We start from the raw sequence: 18158 nt of genomic DNA, 5'->3' as shown, positions 1-18158 counted from the left end.
CGGCAGCTGTTCGTCGTGTTCTGTTCGGAGCTGCTGTATGAGCTATTGCCGGAGCGGCGGGACCGGGTGTGTCCGCGGGTGGTGAAGCGGAAGATGTCTAATTGGTTGTTGAAGCAAGTCCCGAAAGATGTTAAGTAAATAGCATTGGGGCTAGCATGTCAGGTCTACCCGATCCTTAAAGCAGAACACTACTCTGGGACAGCGGAAGGTATGTGCCGATGTGCGTGGAGCTGAAAAGAAAATCAAGAAAGTTCTCGAATTAATGGAACCTTCGATGGTGAGCGGACATTACCTAGTATGAGCAGCTTTGAGTTGGGTAGTGATAGTGCACTACTAGAAGCGGCCCGAGGAGGGCATGGCGAGAGTTTCGCAGTTCTCTTTGAGCGCCATAAGGCACGGGTCTTCAGGCATGTTGTCCACGTGGTTCGCAATCCGGATACAGCCGATGAAATCACCGCCATGGTCTTTTACGAAGCCTGGCGCCGGAATCGGTCAATACGCATCGTTGATGGATCCATCATCGCTTGGCTCCTGATTACGGCGAACTACACCATCAAGAATGTGTCGCGGCAGCAACGTCGCCATGCGGTTTTTCTGGCTCATCTGCCTGAGCCTGAACTTGCTGGCGATATCGCGCAGGACGTTGTCGACGCTGATTACTTAGAAGGTGAGAAGACTATGGTTCAGGTGGCTTTCGAGCTTTTGAAACCCGTGCACCGAAACGTTCTCACGCTTTGTGTACTCGAGGATATTAGTGTCAAGGATGCTGCAACGGCTCTCCGGGTTTCTGAGGGAACTATTAAGTCCCGACTCTCTCGAGCTAAGCAAAACTTACGGAAGCACTACGGTTCTGTCGCAGACAGCACCGTACAAGAACGACACTCCACGTTGTCCGAACGGAGAGCACAATGACCTTCAGGTCCATGGATCCCAGACGATCCCAAGAAGTCCACCATCAGCTCGTTCACATGGTCCAAGCTGATGCTGGGAAGCAACCGACTAAGAAGCATCAAGCACTCAAGCGCACCTCATGGGCTGTGTCGGGAATCGCGGCTGTCGCTATCGCAGCAACAGCGGTGCAGCTGAATGCCACAGTTGCCCAGGCCAAGGAAACACTGAATCAGCTGGCTGCGATTCCAATGACGTACGCAGCGCAGGATCAACCTGACTCCGGTGAATACTTGAAAATCTCCCATCACACGTGGGGCGACCAGTGTACTTTCAATCTGGTTACTAGTGAAGAATCATGCGACAGTGAGGCTAGGAACTCCGGAATCCTTTACGTTCCCGGTGACCCATCAAGGGAATGGGTGCTCGTGAACGAAAACGAGAAGTATCCGCTATCCAACGGATACAGCCGGGCGAAGGATGGTAACTTCGATGGAATGCCACGCCCCAACTACCAGGATCTCTTCGACAATGCGTCGTCAGGCGAAGCCCTTTATATGTATGTGGATGAGACCTATTCGGGATCGTCAGGCTCGCGTGCTGAGAGCAATTTCGTACGGCTCACAGATGCTCTGCAATCCGGTTTCGTGCCTGCAGACAAGAGGCCTGCATTCTACGAGGCGCTGACCCACGTCTCGGGAGTGAGCGTCGAGCAAGGCGTGGAAACCCATGATGGGGAAATCGGCATCGCGATTGGTCGGACTGAGTTGCTGAGGCACGGAATACGACAAGAGATCATTGTTTCGTCTGAGACGGGTGACGTGATTGGCGGACGAAGTTTTTCCACCACGTCGTTTGCCGGCTTTGGAAAAAATGAGATGGTAAGCACCTCTGTGATTGAAAGTGAGGTCGTTATCTCCGCGCCGTAATTCTTGATCAACGTTCAGCGCAAACATCCTTTAATTTGCAGAATTTAGAGGATGTTTGCGCTGATAGTAATGCATAAGATCGTACATCTTATCGCGATTGAATGTTGTGAATATATGTATGCTTCAAGAGAGGGTTTCTGATTTAAATTAAAGAACTGCCCTCGACCTATTATCAGGGCGAGGGTAGTTTCTCTAGTTCCAGCTGATGGACGATGTTAGATCGTTCATCGCAGAGCCGACGTACGGTGAGTTCACATAGTAGCCATACGAGGCACCACCGAATGATCCATTTTCATAGATCTTGGTGGCGCACTGCCCGTAAGACTTGAAGGAGCTGACTACATCGTTCCAGCCGGTCGGCATCACAGAACGCGAGTAGTCAACATCTGAATTCGTATCACAGTCCGTTGAACCAGTGAATTGCAACGAACTCCCTTGATAATCAGCCTTGGTGTAAATCGTACCCAAGATGTATGTTGCGGCCGGGCTTGTCCGCCTTATGGGAAGCGCCCCAATGCTGGGGCACACGTTGAGGTAGGCCGCTTCAAAAAATGAGGCGGCACCCCGGTGGGTTGGCCTCAGCGCGGGTCAGGAAACCTAACTCGTGAAATGCGGTGTTATGCGGTGTATTGCTGAATCAATGCCGGGATGGCAGTTAACATCGAGAAGAGCGCGAAAGCGGCAATGGCGTATCCAATCACGAGCGCAACGATTGCCAGCCAGCGGCCGCGTCCGCCCCGCAAAGCGATCTGGCTCAGCGCGACATGACCTGCGCCCACTGCAAAGATTGCCAGACCTGAAGTGCCAAGGAACCACAGGCCCAAAATGGCTAAGGCCGCGAGGGCTAGGGCTACAACGGAGAACTTGTTCAGCGGTTCCGTATCAGTGTGTGACGATACTCTGTGCGTTGAGATGCGATTCCTCCATCGTTTGCTGTTATAACGGAGTCTAGATGCTGATGCCCTCGAAAGGCCAGAGAGGCAACTAGTAAGAGCGCTTCGCGAACTTCTGAACAACCGTATAAGCCCGGTAGGGTTCGTCCGGCGTGGCATTCCTGGCTGTTCCATATAGGGGCCGCAGGGGGAGCGCCCTACGGGACACGAATAGCGTACGAAACGAGGCCGGCAGAACTAGTTCTCAAGGCAGCCCTGCAGCGACGTGAGAGTAGTCGTTTTTGGGCAATCCTGGTGGACCCACTCCTTCGACCCATACCTGTCAAATTCACCATCGGTGAATACTTCTACCCCTGGCGTACCTGTCGAGGTGCGATAGAAGTCCACAATCGGATCTCCTTCGATGGTGAAAGAAACGACGGCGAGCTCAGCATCCAGACGGCCGATGGCGGAATCCATGCAGTCGACCGCATCAGAAGGAATCTGTTCGCCCTGAACGGGCGTCACCTGTCCACACGATTTTCGCCGTACATCGTCATGGAATCCATCTGGTGCTCGTTCTGACTGGCGAGCCGCTTTGAACAGGTCCTGAGGCAGCTTCTGATCTCCCGGAATCGATGCGACACACCCTGAAACTGCCATCGACCCAATGAGGATGGCGGTGAAGGCGATTCGATGTCTCATTTGCAGAGTCTCCCACATCGCCAGCGTCGGGGCACCCACCGTCATCAAGTCGTGATGCAGGCGAGCTACATGGCCCAAATTAGATAGTGCGTGGGCACCGTTAGAGGAACGCTCTGTGGGTCACCGTCATCTATTCCAGAGCTAGAATGAGGTCATCTGCGTGCAGCGATGCGTAACGGTTTGATATTTGGATCTTAAGGAATGCGGGTGATGTGTATGTTGATAGTGATTCGTGGAAATTCAGGCTCAGGGAAAAGCACGATCGCGCGCATGCTGCAAACCAAACTCGGGAAACTTACAGCGGTGCTTCAGCAGGACCACTTTCGCAGAGTTATTTACCATGAGCGAGAGCAGGAAAGCCTAGCTCACGCAGACCTACTCGAAATTGCTGCCATGCATTGTCTAAACCGTGGACACAACGTAATCCTGGAAGGGATCTTTAACGCCTCCAGATACGGGGGGATGTTAGAGCGCGTGGCAGCGCATACTGCTGATGCCAGATTTTATTCATTCGATCTCGCTTTCGAAGAGACTGTCAATCGACATTCGACGAGACCGCAAGCCACTGAATTCAGCGACAAAGATATGCGAGGTTGGTACCACGGATGGCAGCCTCTTCCGTTCGTATCAGAGATGCGAATTGTTGCTGATGAAACTCCCGAGCAAATCGTTGAACGTATTTTGCAGCGGCCCACCCGCTAGAAGAAACTTTTTACCTACTGGTGTCCCGTAAGCCGGTCGCTCGCCAGGACATTCGCGCTACTGACATAGCTTGCAATCGATTCCTATATTCACGGGCAAGGCGAGCGTCCCGTATGCCCCGCCCGGTGAAGGTGCCTTATGCGGACGACAAAAACGATCGTTTATGATCGTCTGATACAACTGCGGCTTTCCTAATCAATCGTGCATCCCGTGTTAGGAGGTATTCTAGGTTTTATTGGCTAGCTTCTTTAGTCAAGAGTTCTGCTCTTTCCAGTGATCAAATATCGAGCAAGTACTAGAATTCGAACTGATGCTATAGTCGCGAACTATCACATATTTACAAGATATGCTCAACATTCATCATGAAAGGGGCTTGTCATTGACTCATTCGTTCCAGTGGAATTTGTAAGATTCCGCACTGTTATTCTATTTTTCCTCGCCATCACAATGCCCCCGATCGGACTTCTTGTATCATTTTTGGTTTCACGAGATTTCAAGGATTCACTTCCCCGGAACTATCGTTTATCTGAGTTTGCGATGTTGATTTCATTGATCCTAATCCTTCCTGTAATCCTAGGAACCTTATTGGTACTCATTTTCTGACCCGTATATTTTAATGACCTTGAATAGTTCGCCTAGCTTTCCGCCTAAAAGTGTTCCGGCTCTTCTTTCAGAAAATAGCTCAGCATTCGCCAAGGCTATTTTCCATAAGTTCTCATGCTCACGAAGAGTCGCTTTCGGTCCAAGCATTTAGCCTTCCAAAGCAGGACAAGGTCGTTCCGTTTCACGCCCCGGCATCGGTCACTTCACCGGACGGGGCTAACGGAACGCTCGACTTTCCTGCGAATCCATAAAGCTTCTACCATCCAGGTCAGAACTCGGTGTATTTCGGTAGTCGAACTTCTAGAGAAACGTCAGTAAGGGGAACCTGCAGCGGGACGGTTCGGCTGCTCCATCGTGGTGCTAGGGGGTCTGCGTGGTTATCCCGGTACTTCTCGCCGCTCGCTGCGTTGAGGTTCTCTATTTCGAGCAGAAGTATGCTGATCTTGAGGCGTGGCATCGAATCCATATCTCGTGTCTCTTATTAGGAGCCCGGATGCAGAGCGAAGAACCAATTTCGGATGGAATTACGGTAAAGGTTCCAAGGCTGCGAGACGTCAGCGGCCGTGAAGCAATGTCGAGGCTATTTGCATTCCTCCGAGCCGTTGACGTCGACTGTGAACTGGATGCGTCCGGTACCACGATCAGCTATGGCCCCGAAGCCGAAGGACTTGAAGGCGAGTTCATTCAAAGCCTGATCAATATTTTCGACGCCAGGCTAAGAGCAGTGCACACGATCGAGGAAAGACTTGCGGCTGAAAAACTATTGAACGCCTGGAAGGGTGATTCCGCGTGAAGCTGTCGAAACTCGCACTGCGGTTGGTGCCGGATCGGCAAAGTTGAGTGCCAGGTAAGAAGCCCCTGCGGCGACCGTTCCGTTTCCGGAACCCTCTGCGGGAATACTGTGACAGGACCAGTGCTTTCTGGCATCACCCAACTGGCCAATCAAGTATTGCCGATGCAGACGGCCCAAATTTTTTTGTCAAGGGACATTGGTTTCTGCCTAGCGGCGGGCCTGAACTCATGAAATCAGCAAACGTAACTGTAGGAAATTAGGATCAAAGTCGGAACTAAGGTGCAGGCAAACGCACACGCCCATTTCAAGAAACGGTGCGAGCTCTCCTTGTCGACATAGTGCCTGTTCACTAGGATCCACAGAATGAGGCAAGCTAGCAGTATGGGGCTACAAATAACTAGCGCCGAGAGGAAGCCATCATCCTCGGTTGCATCCCCGACTGTTATCCCCAGGTGGGCCAGCGGCCACGTAGCCATGAGGAAATATATGATCCAATAGAAAACCACACCGGGTATCCCTAGCAGCACGTTTACTGCTGCTATCGACAAAAACGGGGCACCCTTGTTGCCAATTAATGTATGCACTAGTTACTCCGGAACAGGGCGTTGTAATTCTCGATGACGTTGTAGAGGCCCATCACTTGCTGGCGCCATAGCTCGGATTGGGTGCCGGGGAAAAGACATCGACTTCACGGTATTTGTGCATGGTCACGACACAAGTTTATCCATCGACGGATACTCCACACTCGCGTCACCGGCACTTCTGCCCGCAAGAATTTCCAGATCGCCGCAACGTCGATGCGATTCTCTTTCAAGGAACCCGCGCTGGGACGAAAAGTGCTCGCCCGTGCCCAATCCAACTACTCAATCTTAAACGCAATCGAGTAAGCCGCGCAGGAGCCAGATGTTCCGCAATCATCGAGAGGGCTTCCGGCTACGAGGACCGTGGCATCGCCCGGAGGGAGTGCGACGGGAACCATGATGTCAGCCGAGAAGGAACCGTCGGCGTTCACCCGGACGTATTGAGCCTTGAGATCCTGCATCCCAGGATTCTGATTCTCGGGAATCAGGTCAAGAATGTATGTTTTTCCCGCTGCATATCCTAGATCGCACGTGGCCGGTGGCGCGGACACCGTGAGCGTCGATCCTGCTTCAACGCCGGGCGAGGACACCGCCAACGGGGCGGGCAGGCACAAATCGTCGCGCGAACAACTCGACACGAGGCTCGATGCCAGAACCAAGGAAGCTGCACTGACGAACGTGGCAAACTTTTTCATCGAAGCCTCTCACTAGCACTCTTTTAGCCAGCTTAGGGCGTCTTGTCGTTCATGGACAGAACCACCCACCTGTTTTATTACGAATGCACCATGCCTTAGTCGCGGAACTGTTCCATGATGGACGGGTGCCCGAGCACCCATCCGCGTCCTCGGGCGGGACTCATGATTAGTCCAGTCCGCAGGGGGAACCTCTACTGGGACATGAACAGGGGGCAGCCGAGTGCTCCCAGTTTCGATGCGCGGCCGCTCAGCGCCGATAGAGTCGGATCAGACCAGTTTCTGTTCTAGATACCGGTCTTTCTCGTTGAATACCAAATGACCCTGCGCGCCGTTGACGATCGGTAGTTGCGGCGGAACGTGGCCGCATTCCACGTTGCCGATGATGGGCATGCCGAGTATTCCTAGGGCATCGAGGACGGCTTCGTTCTGTGTGAGCGTCGTAGAGTCAGGGGCACCTGTGCGTCCAACGAGGATGGCTTTGGCTCCGTCAAAGAATCCGGCCATGCGCATGCCGTGGAGATGACGGCAAATTGTCGTGGCCTCAACACTGGATGCTTCTACATAGATGATCAATGAACCACCTTGGCCTCTCCGCAATGCCTCGGTGTTGAGGCACGGGGTACCGGCGAGGTTGACCACGGTCTCTATGCAGCCGCCGATCAGGCGGCCTGTAACGTTCACATCGTTCCGGCCGTTGTCGAGTCGTTCCCAGGCTCCGGTGCCGTTCCATGTGTGCTCCGTTATTTTTGGCTTGCTTTCCCAATCGTCCCAGTCGTTGACCCGATGAACGCCCGGCGATGTTTGCCTGAAACTTGTTCCGGCGGGGAGTGACGCGATTTTGATCCATGACATCAATGATTCCGGGACGCGATACGGAGTATCCATAAGGTTGCTACCGTGCAGTGTTGCCATTCCTGTCCGAAGCGTAATCGGGGTGAGCAACGTTGAAATATCGGAATACCCCACGAGCCAAGTTGGGTCTGCGGAGGCGAGTGCGTTGAAATCCAGATGGGGAATCAGGTCGATTGCCGTGACTCCTCCCCACGGAGGAACAACAGCTCGGATCTTGGGGTCTAGGAGCATCCTCATTAGTTCCCCGGCGCGCTGTTCAACGGGCGCGCTGACATGCGTGGAGCCGTCCATGCAGTCGCCTATTTCCACCGCATAACCACAGTCACGCAATTGCTCGACGGCAAAGCCAAGTCGACCCAGCAGTGATCCGGGCACACCACTCGACGGGGCCGTAACGCCAATGACGTCGCCTGGAACCAATGGCCTAGGGTATCGAATCTTCATGAAGTCATCCTTGCACGCAACAATGATTAGCTAAAAGTCCTCATCACCGTGATGGTGTCGCTTATTAAAGGCGAATGCATTGGTAATCCAGAGTCCACTTCGTTGCGATGACCCGCACGTAAGGAGAACCATGACCAAACATTCTTTGGGTGGCTACTGACCTACAGAGTCCGAGAGGTAGATGCTTCTGCCCCGCATTTTGGAGACATGGCTTTGGGGTGCGGCCGGTCTGGAATCGTCACCGACCGCGCCCTGCGTTTGGTCAGCTCGCAATAAGTTCCATGACCATGCCCTGGTGGAGAGCCTTGTAGATGTCATCACGAATGACGTTGGCTTCCGGCGCTGTCAGCGTTCTTTCGATCGGCCGGAGCACAATGCGAATCAGCGCATTGGCCTGTCCGGGGTCGATCTGCAGGCGTTCCCGAGCCGCTAGGGGCAGATCGTTGTAGGGTGTCAGGTCCAGCAGCTCGACGGATTCAAGGTCATCCATGCGGTCCCCGAGTGTCTGGCGGACTTCGTCACCAAGGATCTCATCGTCGAATGAATCAGGTACAACGATGGAGATGTCTCTCCGGATCGGGGGAAGCAGTGAGACCGGTTGATATGGCTCCAGATTCAGCATCTGGGATGCGATACGCTCGTCGCGGGCACGCAGGAGGCGGATATCGGGGATGCCCTTGCGAAGCATCAAAGCCCTGTCAAGGCCCATGCCCAAGGCGAGGCCCGACCACTGTTCCGGGTCGAGTCCTGCCTCGGAGAAGAGGTGCGGGGCCATTATTCCGCATTCGGCAAGTTCCAGCCATTCGCCCTCGATCAGCACATCTATCTGCATCCCGTTGGTTGTGTAGGGATGAACGGCCGGTATCGTCCGCCAGTGGGCGTCGGGCAGGACGGCTTCGACCAGTACGGCCACCATGGATTCCAGGTCGGTTGGCGTCAGGGTTGGTGCCGACGATATCCGCCAGAGGTCGACTTGGTGGGGTGCTCCGACGTGGGTCCGGTCGATGGCGTCCCGGCGATACACCAGCCCCGGCATCACGAGGAGTTCATCCATCACGGTGGTTTTTGGCAGGTCCCGAAGCAGGGGCGGGACCGAGGCGGAGGTGTGGCTCCTGAGCATCACCGTGGGACTCACATAGCGTGAATACCTTTGGTCGCGGGTTACGGTTGACGGGGCGAAGCCGAGTTTGTCGTAGTTGTCGGTGACGGAGACCAGAGGGCTGTTTCTCACGGTTCGGGCAGGTACGTCCCAGGAATGTGTGAGGGCGGTTGCCACGTGGTCCAACAGTTGTTGCATGGCGTGCGGGCCGTGGTCAGGGTCGGAGAGGTCGCGGAGCGTTAACGTCTCGTGGAGTTCGGCGGGGGAGAGATAGTTAGACATGGTGGGTCCTTGGTTCGAGTTGGATCGGTGGATATTCCCCCGATCCGCTCCGCCACAAGGACCTAGGCGCGCGCCTCGAAGCCCTCGCGACCGGTAAACGGTCGGGGGCTGGTAAATCGCATTGAGCTACGCATGATCCCAAGGGTAGCAGGATGCAGTCCTCGGTTTGAGAGATTTCTCTGGATTGTCAGGAAATAGACCTCCGTGTAGTTCATTCTGGATGTCGCTATCCCGACGGATACAGATCTGAAATGACTACGCAAAGAGAGATTTCGAGGAGTATCTTTTCGTCCAACGTCCCACAAGGGGTCTGACCGGAATAGGATTCTGAACGTTCCGGTTGGGGGTCCTCTAGTGAAACGTCCGTAAGAGTAATGCTAAGTGCGAATCGCCCACTATAAGCTGAACGTGTGAATAACTTGGACACTCTTCCCGATGGCGATTCACTTGAAGTTACGGTTGGCGGGCTTTCCCGGTATGACCTTATCGCCGCACTCAACTCGCAACAGATACAGCTCAACGCCCACGCACAGATTTTGCTCGGCGATGCGGTGTTTGGTGATACCAATAAGCAACACGTTATTAGCGTGGTTGAACGCAGTGTGAGTGATTTAGGCTTGCCAGATGGCGGAACACTTAAGCAAGTCTTCGACGCGGCTCAAAAGCACGGATTGAAACTTTGCCCTCCGACCGCTGGTCCGTATCTACGTTTAGCTATGACCAGACAGGATTCGTCCACAGACTTCGTGATGAGTCGAGGCCATGCACCCGATGGTTCTTATACAGTGGCCGCTCCGACGCTTAGCGGCGACGATGAGTATCCAAAAGGTTTCTACCTTCGTGCAGTAAATGGGCAGCTTTGGCTACGCGGCTATCGCTGCGATGATCTGCACCGTTGGTCGTCTGATGACCAATTCATTTTTCAATTACATCCGTAACTACACGACTTTCGGGTTCAACTTCCAGACCCGAAGATGTCGGCACTGCGCTAGCACGTCCGTAAGGGGAACCTTCTACGGGATGGTGGATGGTGCGAACGGATCCGGGACCGCCAATACAGCAATCTTGCTTTCCTGACCGTTGCGACGAAGCCAGTTGTGTCGACCCATGGCGGCAACGACGAAACTGATCCATTCACGGATCTGCGTAGGGAACCGCCACCATTGACCGTTCTCGATAGGATGGTGATCCCCGCACGTAAAAGACTAGGAGCTCATCGGTGATGCCTTCAAGGACCTCAAGACGGCGACCTACAGCATGATCGATCATCATATTCGCCCTCGCCCTGTTCATGTTTGGACTCAGCGTCATGGCGGTAGCATTCTGGACGCCCATCGATGAATTCTTCGTCAATAGAGCAGACGAGGCAGGAAACATGAGCCTGTTGCTCCCGCACCAGAACGGACTGTGGCTCGTCCTCCACGCGCAGGCCTTCGCTGCTTTCCTTATATCCGTGTTCGCGTTCGTCACAATGTGGAAATCGCGGCCGGAGCGCGCCGACCTCCAGGACGGCCGCCGGACATCCAATCAACTGTTCCTACCTACTCAGGAGCATGAGCCCGCCCCGTAAGGGAACCTGCTGCGCGCTTGCTGGTGAAGAAATCTATCTGGGTTCTTCACCGCTCTTTACCCAACTGAGCATGGCAGAGCGAATATGATCTGGCGTGAGCATGAACTTTGGCGTTAGTTCTTCCCAGCCGGGTTCTTTGACCTGGCGGCTGTATGCGGCGTGAGTCGCGTCTATCGAGTGTTCCTCGTCGAGGCCTGAGCCTTCCGTCCCCATGAGACTTAGGTGGTAAATCCATGTTGACCCATCGGCTTCCTCATGCCGGAAAGTCGCTTCAAAAACAGCTCTTTGGGCTGGTATCGATGCGAGGCATTCGTCGTATCGATCATTGAGCACGGACATCCACTCATCGAATCCTCCTTCCTCACCCTCAACGATCCGCGACCTACTAAGTTCGAGTCGAAGCCCATCTGGAACCGAAAAAGGCATCGGATGACCCGGAAAATCGCGCGCTGTTGGACGGAACGGAATACTGGGCAGTTTGTTATCCATGCCACAATCTTGCCAGATTGGCTTATCGAAAGGTGTGACTCGCAACCCCGATCTTAACCGTCCCGTAAGACGGTCCTCTAGAAGAACGTCCTCAAGCGGAACCTTCACCGGGATGGTCCTTGACGGTCCTCATGACAGGGACCCAACCGGCTGTGAATTGCATTGTGCAAGGGGACAGCTGTCTCCATGCAGTCAAGCTTTGGACTCCTGGGCAGACAGCGAATCAGCATCCCCCGACAGCGTGGGTCGGCTATCTTGCCGTGGAATCAAGCAACATCGAAAGAACTGACTGTTGCACCGGCAGCAAGGCCGACTTGAATCCGTAGCCGACAAAGTTTGGGCTGGCAATTGCCCCGGCGGAGACTTCCCGTCCGCGCACGAATGGCGGACAGGGCGTCAAGCGCACCCCGGCGGGTGCCCAGCCGAGAACTTCGGTTGTGATCTGGTAGGGGGCGAGTGCCTTTGCGTGCCGGCCCGGGCCATCGGTAATGATGACGTCGGCCCGACTGGCGGCGTCCCGAAGGTCGCCATTCCATATCGCGCCCGGACTCGCCAACTCGGCTGGACAGCACTGGACCAGATCGAGCTGAAACGCGCGCGCAGCTTCTTGCCATGCTCGGGCGATATTCCCGTCGGCGCCGACGAAGAGATACCGCAGCTGCACCGGGTCGCCGGTGACCGAGAGCGCATACAGGTCCGACAGGACTTCGCACGGATGGTTCACATCGGTCATAGCATTCACCACGGGCAGGGTATTCGCGGCCGCGAGCTGTTCGAGGACTCCGATGTTTGGATGTCTGGCGATCACGATATCGGCCCACTGTGCAAGGTATCCCGCAACGTCGCGCAGCGCTTCGGGCTTGTCGAGGGTCTCGGGCGGGAATGTGACCGGTTGTAAGCCCATCATCGACGCACCGCGTTCGAAAGATACCCGCGTGCGCAGGCTGGTCGGGGGAAAGAAAAGCACCGCGCAACCGTCCCGGCGCGGTCCGCGCTCTTGCGCGTACTCACTCGCGAGACGGAACAGGGCGTGGAGGTCCGAGACGGACCACTCGTCTAAACGCAGAAGGTGTTGCATCACCCAAGCTTACGGAAACAGTCTGCCCAGGATGAATCGTGACAGATCAGCCGTCACAGGCGATCTAGATGAGGAACCTCCTGCGGGACAACGAGCACCAGTTTTGTTTGAAACTGGATTCTTGGCAGGATGTCAGCATGATCCGTGCTGTAGTTTTTGACCTTGATGGAGTAATGCGCCACCTCCTTCCGGATAACGTGGCTGAAATTGAACGCCGTCATGCTCTCGACATTGGCAGCCTTGACGCAACGGCTTTCTCTCAGCCCCTGCTCACGGAAGTTACAACGGGACGCATCTCACGGGCTGAATGGGTGCATGAAATCGGCCGGACCCTTGGCGCATATGGTGCAGCGGAAGAATGGGGGAAACTGAGCCCTCAGCCTGATGACGCCATGTTGGAATTGACCGATGAACTGCGTGGTCGCGGGACCATAGTGGCAATTTTGACGAATGGCACTGACACCATCCCCAGCGAAGTCAAAGCCCAGGGCATTCAGCAACACATCGACTACGTTTTCAATTCCGCAACTATCGGTTACATCAAACCGGATCCGCGCGTATTCCAGCATGTTATTGACGTGCTCGGTCTTGAAGGCCCAGAGATCTTCTTCACTGATGATTCCTCGTCCAAACTTGGCGGCGCTGTCGACTTAGGTTTCGTCACCCATCACTTCAAAGGTGTCCATTCGCTTCGCGAGGCACTGACGTCCATCGGAGTCTTATAAGGAAGGGCTACCGGGCACCTCGCAAGAATCCCTCCATCGAGTACCCGCCATTATTTTTCAGGATGTCTCCCGCGATTTTGACCAACTTGTGTTGGTCCTTGCCACCTGATGCCGCCCAGGCTAGAAGCTCTAATGCTCCTTTGTCATGAGGTATCTGTTCCAAACGACGGACCACCCATTTACCTTTGCCCAACCACATTCGATGCTGGAGCAGCAGCAACTCGGCGGCCTGGTGAAATACTTCAGAGGCAATAGCGAACGTCTCAGCAGAAATGGTGGATCCTATGAGGTCATCCAGTGAGCAACTGAGGTCGTACCGCCGCAAGTCTCGTTCGCCGTCGGTCAGTGGCGACGGCCCCTGTTCCATATAAAGGCGCGCTTGATCTTGCCAAGTTTTGCCGGGGCCGTTGTCAGTGAGCAGTAGTCCTCGGGCACAGATATCGCCAATGACGGCACATCTCACGGCTTTTTCCTTCTCATACCAGAAGTCCAAACTCGCCGGGGTATGAACGAATGCTTCCACGATCCATCCGCGATACCGGACTGTCTCCGCGTAATTCGCGTTTCCGCCTTCATAGAGGATGGCTATATCCAGGTCGGAAGTTGACGTTGCCCTGCCGAGAGCTGCACTCCCGCCAAGAATCGACGCGTCAGCACCAGCATGCAGCTCTTCCACGAACGAACGTGCAATCGTAATTGGATCCATAAAATCATGATGCCCTACTCTCTGTGCCGAGGTCGCCAAATGTACGCAAAATCGTCGTGCCCGCAACAGGAACCAGGCAGAGCACCACTTTTGGCTACCGAATCAGAGTCGTCGTCCCGATTGGGGTCTGTCCGGAATGACGTTTTGGAACGTACCGTAAGGGCGTCGGCTACCGGAACGCGCCGCGTTCTGACCTGGATGGTAGAAGTTTTATGGATTCACAGGAAAGCCGACCGTTCCGTTAGCCCCATCCGGTGAAGTGACCGGTGACGGAGCGTGAAACGGAACGATCTTGCCCTGCCTTCGGACGCCGAACGCTCGCACCGAAAACGATCGTTTCCGGTTCATAAAAACCGCCGTTTGTACGGTAGTGCAAAACTGTCAGTTTCCGCAGTCGTCAGCACTTCTGTCTGTAACCCTTGGCACTGCACCGTCCGCAAGAGAAGGGATACCTGGCAGTCTGAACTGCTTCGATCCAGAGAGCGTCGTTACTCCTCACAAACGTTGTCGCGGTGTTCCAGTGGTCCCCGTGACCGGTCGGGAACGTCGTTCCCCACGGCTCAGCTTCTGTGGCGTGGGAATTCTTGAGCAGTCCGTACATAGCATTAGTCGTTTGCCACATGGTGGCGGGGAGTGCGGCCCGGTCGAGCGGGTCAGTGCCCATTGCGGAATAGAGAATTTGCCGATGGTTAGTCCCGGATGTTTTGCGAATCAACGGCCGCCCTATCCGCGGCGTTGTTCCGGGCGTAACCTGAAAGTACGACGGCAGACAGCGCGCAGGCAGGTCGCACCGACCGGCCCATTTCAGGAGGCGGAGGGTTATGCAACGGAAACTCGGGGTGAGCACCTGGGTGTGGACCTCCAGGTTGACCGACGAATCCTTGGCGCATGTGGCTGCCCAAGCGGCGCAGCTGGGGTTCGATGCCATCGAGCTGCCGCTGGTACAGCTCGGCGACTGGGATCCGAAACGGGCCAAGGACCTGCTGGGCGAACTGGGTTTGCACCCGGTGCTTGCCGCGGTGATGCTTGCGGGGCACAACCTGATCGGGGTGCCGCGGGCAGAGGTCGAGGCAACGCAGAACTACCTCCGCGGCTGCATCGACGCAGCGGCCTCGCTCGGCGCAACCACCGTCGCCGGCCCGCTGTACACCGCCACAGGCAGGCTGTTTGCGCTGGACGAAGGACAGCGCAGGGCAGCCTATGCGCAATTGCGCGTCGCATTGGCTCCACTGGTCGAGCACGCTGCTGCGCGCGACATCACACTAGCCATCGAACCGTTGAACCGCCACGAAACTTCGCTGCTGAACACCATCGACCAGTGCTTCGATGCGCTGGAACCCTTGCTGGGCCCTGGATTGGGCATGGGGCTGGACACCTACCATCTGAATATCGAGGAGCAGGACATCGCCGCCGCGGTGGCCCGGGCCACGGAGCACATCAACCATGTGCAGCTCAGCGCGAATGACCGCGGAATCGTGGGAGCTGACCATTTCGATTGGCACGGGTTCGTCCATGCCCTGGACCTCGCCGGCTACGACGGACCGCTGTGCGTGAAGTCCTTCAGCCCGCACAGCGCCACGCTCGTCGAGGCTGCAGCAATCTGGCGGCCGCTGGCCAGCAGCCAGAATGCCCTGGCCGCCGACTCGCTGGCCTACCTGCGCAATCTCCAAGCCGGCGGCCTCCGCTGAGCATTGCGCCGGGTAGCGTGCCTTATTTGCCGGCGAACCGGTTGACCAGACGAACCGAATTGGGGTGTTCCGACAGGCGGGCGATGCTCGATGCCTCGGCTTCCAGATGGGCTTCGAGCTCCTGCACAACCCCGGCGCGGAGTAGGGATTTGGTGGGGCCGATCGCCTGCACCGCACCCTGCGTGAAGCTCTCTTCCAGCTGCTCCAGACGCTGCGCAAACGCCTGGGCAGGGACAGCTTCGTTGGCCAGTTGCCATTCGACGGCCTGCTCGCCAACCAGCTTGCGCCCACCAAGGGTCAGTTCGACCGCGCGCTGATGTCCGAGAATGCGGGGCAGGAAATAGGAGACCCCGGTGTCAGGGCTCAACCCGATGGAAGCATACGCGGCCACCAGCGGAGCCTGCTGGGAGACCAGCACCCAGTCGGAGCAAAGCAGCAGCCCCAGTCCGGCTCCGGCCGCGGCGCCATTGACCGCCGCGATCACCAGCAGCCGGGAACGCACGATCGCCAACGCGAGCTCGTGGGCTGCCCCGGCCAGCTCAGCCAAATACGCCGGACGGTCCTGGGCTGCAAGCGCGGCCATGGAGTGCACGTCACCTCCGGCGCAGAAATACCGGCCCTCGCCGGTCAACGTCAGTACCTGCACCTCGGGATCCTGTTCCGCGTCGCGCAGCGCGGCCAGTGTTTCGCGCGCCAACCCCAGATTCAGCGCATTGCCCTGCCCGGGACGCTGGAATACTATGCGCACGATTCCGGGCCGAGCCTCGACGCGGATCGCGGTTGCCGCCCCTGCCTGATTTGCGGGTTCCTTCGTGGTGATGGGGTCGGGCCGGCTCATGCGCTCGGCCCGCTTTCATTTGGGACACGTTCGGCCCGTAACTGGCGTTTGAGCAGCTTGCCGGATTGGTTGCGCGGCAGCTGCGCCACGAAATCCACGCGCTTGGGCACCTTGTAATCGGCGATCCGGCTCTTCACATGGCTGCGCACGGTTTCGGCGCTCAGTTCGGCGCCTTCCTTGAGCACCACCACCGCGGTGATGGCTTCGATCCAGCGCTCGTGGGCAATGCCGAGCACTGCAACCTCCGCCACCTGCTCTAGTTCGTAGATGCAGTCTTCGACCTCGCGCGGGGCCACCAGCACGCCGCCGGTGTTGATTACATCCTTGATCCGATCCACCACCTGGATGTAGCCCCGGCGATCGACGGTGACCTGGTCACCAGAACGGAACCAGCCGTCGACGAAGGCCTGGGCGGTGGCTTCGGGCTTGTTCCAGTAGCCGCTCATAACCTGTGGGGAGCGGTACTGGATCTCACCTGGTTCACCTGCCTCGGCTAGCTCCCCGGCGGCGTTGAGCACCCGGGCCTCGACATGGAAGACCGGACGGCCGCAGGAAGCCGGACGGGCTTCGTGCTCCTCGGGGCGCAGCACCGAGCACAGCGGACCGAGCTCGGATTGGCCGAAGCAGTTGTAGAAGCCGATCGCCGGGTAGCGCGAGCGCAGCCGCGCCAGCACCGTCACCGGCATGATGGAGGCACCGTATTGGGCTTTGGCCAGCGAGGAGAAGTCGCGTTTTTCAAGGTCCGGGTGGTTGCTCAGCGGCACCCACACCGTCGGGGCCAGGAACAGCGACCCGATGCGTTCGGCTTCGACCCGCTTCAGGATCTCGGCGATATCGGGGCTGGGCAGCAGCCGGACGCGTGCACCGAGGGCTAGATAGGGCAGCAGGAATACGTGCATCGCCGCGGAGTGGTACAGCGGCATCGCGATCAGCGGGCGGTCCTCGGCAGTGAAGTCCAGGGCGATGATCGCGGAAATATACTGCGCCATCAAGGCGGCGTGGGTCATCATCGCGCCCTTGGGAGCGGAGGTGGTGCCCGAGGTATACAGCAGCTGCACCAGCTGGTCGCCGGAGCTCTGCTGTGCCGCAGGTGCCTGCACGGCCCCGGAATCCAGGGCGGTGTCCAAGATCGCGGGCTCGGCGGCGCCGGCAGGTAAAAGCGCCCATACCTGTTCCACCGCCGGGGCCCGGTCCTGCTCACGAATCTGATTGACCAGAGCGAGCCGCTGTTCATCGGCTACCACCAGGACTGCGCCCGAATCCTCCAGCAGGTAGCTCAGCTCCTCGCCTTTCAGCGCGAAGTTCACCGGCACATGCACCAGCCCGGCGAGCCCGCAGGCCAGGAAGAGGATCGCGTAGGCATCGGAGTTTGCCCCGTAGGCGGCCACGCGGGAACCCGGCGGGAGATTCGCATCCAGCAGCCGGCGGGCCACGCGCCGCACCGCGCTTTCAAGCTCACGGTAGGTCCACTGGCGGTCTTCGAAGAGCAATGCGCTGGCTTCGGGGTTGCGCGAGACGCTGCGTCGCAGCATCGCGCCGATGGTGTTATTCGAATCCGTGATGGCCACAGAACTCGTGTTCGGCTGTTCGCTTGCCGGCAGGGAATCATTCATGAGCGG

General features: G+C 56.8%; 18 protein-coding genes. 7 read left to right on the top strand and 11 right to left on the bottom strand.

The window, feature by feature from the left end:
• Positions 1 to 297 precede the first annotated feature (297 nt).
• On the top strand, positions 298 to 912 hold the full coding sequence (locus LG294_RS11880) for an RNA polymerase sigma factor (protein ID WP_404285965.1): 615 nt from the start codon (positions 298 to 300) through the stop codon (positions 910 to 912).
• A gap of 56 nt (positions 913 to 968) precedes the next feature.
• Positions 969 to 1817 carry a hypothetical protein gene (locus LG294_RS11875; protein WP_404285963.1) on the top strand — a complete coding sequence of 283 codons (849 nt, stop codon included), beginning with the start codon at positions 969 to 971 and terminating at the stop codon, positions 1815 to 1817.
• A 617-nt stretch (positions 1818 to 2434) separates the two neighbouring features.
• On the opposite strand, the gene LG294_RS11870 is transcribed toward LG294_RS11875, so the two are convergent.
• Both LG294_RS11870 and LG294_RS11865 read right to left on the bottom strand, forming a co-directional pair.
• Positions 2435 to 2596: a hypothetical protein gene (locus LG294_RS11870; protein WP_404285961.1), complete on the bottom strand. Its 162-nt coding sequence runs from the start codon at positions 2594 to 2596 to the stop codon at positions 2435 to 2437.
• A 351-nt stretch (positions 2597 to 2947) separates the two neighbouring features.
• Positions 2948 to 3394: a hypothetical protein gene (locus LG294_RS11865; protein ID WP_404285959.1), complete on the bottom strand. Its 447-nt coding sequence runs from the start codon at positions 3392 to 3394 to the stop codon at positions 2948 to 2950.
• 270 nt (positions 3395 to 3664) lie between these two features.
• Between LG294_RS11865 and LG294_RS11860 the strand changes: the two genes are divergently transcribed.
• Both LG294_RS11860 and LG294_RS11855 read left to right on the top strand, forming a co-directional pair.
• Complete coding sequence (locus tag LG294_RS11860; RefSeq protein WP_404285957.1) at positions 3665 to 4096, top strand: hypothetical protein; 432 nt, start codon at positions 3665 to 3667, stop codon at positions 4094 to 4096.
• Between the two features lie 1096 nt (positions 4097 to 5192).
• Complete coding sequence (locus LG294_RS11855) at positions 5193 to 5492, top strand: hypothetical protein (protein WP_404285955.1); 300 nt, start codon at positions 5193 to 5195, stop codon at positions 5490 to 5492.
• An 859-nt stretch (positions 5493 to 6351) separates the two neighbouring features.
• Here the strand turns inward: LG294_RS11855 and LG294_RS11850 are convergent.
• The 3 genes from LG294_RS11850 to LG294_RS11840 all read right to left on the bottom strand — a co-directional run bounded on the left by LG294_RS11850 (position 6352) and on the right by LG294_RS11840 (position 9445).
• Complete coding sequence (locus LG294_RS11850) at positions 6352 to 6768, bottom strand: hypothetical protein (protein WP_404285953.1); 417 nt, start codon at positions 6766 to 6768, stop codon at positions 6352 to 6354.
• Positions 6769 to 7035: 267 nt separating this feature from the next.
• Entirely contained in the window at positions 7036 to 8064 is a 1029-nt protein-coding gene (locus LG294_RS11845; RefSeq protein WP_404285951.1) for a S66 peptidase family protein, read from the bottom strand.
• Positions 8065 to 8326: 262 nt separating this feature from the next.
• Positions 8327 to 9445, bottom strand: coding sequence for a hypothetical protein (locus LG294_RS11840; RefSeq protein WP_404285949.1), 1119 nt, complete (start codon positions 9443 to 9445; stop codon positions 8327 to 8329).
• A 410-nt stretch (positions 9446 to 9855) separates the two neighbouring features.
• Between LG294_RS11840 and LG294_RS11835 the strand changes: the two genes are divergently transcribed.
• Positions 9856 to 10383, top strand: a complete 528-nt coding sequence (locus LG294_RS11835) for a hypothetical protein (RefSeq protein WP_404285947.1) — start codon at positions 9856 to 9858, stop codon at positions 10381 to 10383.
• 196 nt (positions 10384 to 10579) lie between these two features.
• Here LG294_RS11835 and LG294_RS11830 read toward each other — a convergent pair whose 3' ends face one another.
• The 3 genes from LG294_RS11830 to LG294_RS11820 form a co-directional block, all read right to left on the bottom strand.
• Complete coding sequence (locus LG294_RS11830; protein WP_404285945.1) at positions 10580 to 10780, bottom strand: hypothetical protein; 201 nt, start codon at positions 10778 to 10780, stop codon at positions 10580 to 10582.
• A 268-nt stretch (positions 10781 to 11048) separates the two neighbouring features.
• Positions 11049 to 11504 (bottom strand): DUF6176 family protein, encoded by a 456-nt coding sequence (locus LG294_RS11825; protein WP_404285943.1) that lies wholly within the window; start codon positions 11502 to 11504, stop codon positions 11049 to 11051.
• Between the two features lie 250 nt (positions 11505 to 11754).
• The gene (locus tag LG294_RS11820; protein ID WP_404285941.1) at positions 11755 to 12582 is read right to left on the bottom strand and encodes an ornithine carbamoyltransferase; all 828 of its coding nucleotides are present in this window, start codon (positions 12580 to 12582) and stop codon (positions 11755 to 11757) included.
• 137 nt (positions 12583 to 12719) lie between these two features.
• Between LG294_RS11820 and LG294_RS11815 the strand changes: the two genes are divergently transcribed.
• On the top strand, positions 12720 to 13307 hold the full coding sequence (locus LG294_RS11815; RefSeq protein WP_404285939.1) for an HAD-IA family hydrolase: 588 nt from the start codon (positions 12720 to 12722) through the stop codon (positions 13305 to 13307).
• A 7-nt stretch (positions 13308 to 13314) separates the two neighbouring features.
• Here the strand turns inward: LG294_RS11815 and LG294_RS11810 are convergent, their stop codons facing one another.
• Positions 13315 to 14013: a nucleotidyltransferase domain-containing protein gene (locus LG294_RS11810; RefSeq protein WP_404285937.1), complete on the bottom strand. Its 699-nt coding sequence runs from the start codon at positions 14011 to 14013 to the stop codon at positions 13315 to 13317.
• A gap of 821 nt (positions 14014 to 14834) precedes the next feature.
• Here LG294_RS11810 and LG294_RS11805 point away from each other — a divergent pair.
• Positions 14835 to 15701: a sugar phosphate isomerase/epimerase family protein gene (locus LG294_RS11805; protein ID WP_404285935.1), complete on the top strand. Its 867-nt coding sequence runs from the start codon at positions 14835 to 14837 to the stop codon at positions 15699 to 15701.
• Positions 15702 to 15723: 22 nt separating this feature from the next.
• Here LG294_RS11805 and LG294_RS11800 read toward each other — a convergent pair whose 3' ends face one another.
• Both LG294_RS11800 and LG294_RS11795 read right to left on the bottom strand, forming a co-directional pair.
• On the bottom strand, positions 15724 to 16539 hold the full coding sequence (locus LG294_RS11800) for an enoyl-CoA hydratase/isomerase family protein (RefSeq protein ID WP_404285933.1): 816 nt from the start codon (positions 16537 to 16539) through the stop codon (positions 15724 to 15726).
• Positions 16536 to 18152 carry a fatty acyl-CoA synthetase gene (locus tag LG294_RS11795; protein WP_404285932.1) on the bottom strand — a complete coding sequence of 539 codons (1617 nt, stop codon included), beginning with the start codon at positions 18150 to 18152 and terminating at the stop codon, positions 16536 to 16538. The genes LG294_RS11800 and LG294_RS11795 overlap by 4 nt, the downstream gene beginning before the upstream one ends.
• Positions 18153 to 18158: the final 6 nt, after the last annotated feature.

This window comes from Glutamicibacter arilaitensis (genome assembly GCF_044793945.1).
Classification (GTDB): Bacteria; Actinomycetota; Actinomycetes; order Actinomycetales; family Micrococcaceae; genus Glutamicibacter; species Glutamicibacter arilaitensis_B.
Note: the sequence above shows the minus strand (reverse complement) of the source record. Positions and strands in the feature narration are given on the sequence as shown.

Excerpts from the sequence above, each read along its gene's own strand:
- LG294_RS11880 (WP_404285965.1), top strand. The coding sequence starts at position 298 with ATGAGCAGCTTTGAGTTGGGTAGTGATAGTGCACTACTAGAAGCGGCC.
- LG294_RS11875 (WP_404285963.1), top strand. The coding sequence starts at position 969 with ATGGTCCAAGCTGATGCTGGGAAGCAACCGACTAAGAAGCATCAAGCA.
- LG294_RS11865 (WP_404285959.1), bottom strand. The coding sequence starts at position 3,394 with ATGAGACATCGAATCGCCTTCACCGCCATCCTCATTGGGTCGATGGCA.
- LG294_RS11860 (WP_404285957.1), top strand. The coding sequence starts at position 3,665 with ATGCTGCAAACCAAACTCGGGAAACTTACAGCGGTGCTTCAGCAGGAC.
- LG294_RS11855 (WP_404285955.1), top strand. The coding sequence starts at position 5,193 with ATGCAGAGCGAAGAACCAATTTCGGATGGAATTACGGTAAAGGTTCCA.
- LG294_RS11850 (WP_404285953.1), bottom strand. The coding sequence starts at position 6,768 with ATGAAAAAGTTTGCCACGTTCGTCAGTGCAGCTTCCTTGGTTCTGGCA.
- LG294_RS11845 (WP_404285951.1), bottom strand. The coding sequence starts at position 8,064 with ATGAAGATTCGATACCCTAGGCCATTGGTTCCAGGCGACGTCATTGGC.
- LG294_RS11840 (WP_404285949.1), bottom strand. The coding sequence starts at position 9,445 with ATGTCTAACTATCTCTCCCCCGCCGAACTCCACGAGACGTTAACGCTC.
- LG294_RS11830 (WP_404285945.1), bottom strand. The coding sequence starts at position 10,780 with ATGGGCGTCCAGAATGCTACCGCCATGACGCTGAGTCCAAACATGAAC.
- LG294_RS11825 (WP_404285943.1), bottom strand. The coding sequence starts at position 11,504 with ATGGATAACAAACTGCCCAGTATTCCGTTCCGTCCAACAGCGCGCGAT.
- LG294_RS11820 (WP_404285941.1), bottom strand. The coding sequence starts at position 12,582 with ATGCAACACCTTCTGCGTTTAGACGAGTGGTCCGTCTCGGACCTCCAC.
- LG294_RS11815 (WP_404285939.1), top strand. The coding sequence starts at position 12,720 with ATGATCCGTGCTGTAGTTTTTGACCTTGATGGAGTAATGCGCCACCTC.
- LG294_RS11810 (WP_404285937.1), bottom strand. The coding sequence starts at position 14,013 with ATGGATCCAATTACGATTGCACGTTCGTTCGTGGAAGAGCTGCATGCT.
- LG294_RS11805 (WP_404285935.1), top strand. The coding sequence starts at position 14,835 with ATGCAACGGAAACTCGGGGTGAGCACCTGGGTGTGGACCTCCAGGTTG.
- LG294_RS11800 (WP_404285933.1), bottom strand. The coding sequence starts at position 16,539 with ATGAGCCGGCCCGACCCCATCACCACGAAGGAACCCGCAAATCAGGCA.
- LG294_RS11795 (WP_404285932.1), bottom strand. The coding sequence starts at position 18,152 with ATGAATGATTCCCTGCCGGCAAGCGAACAGCCGAACACGAGTTCTGTG.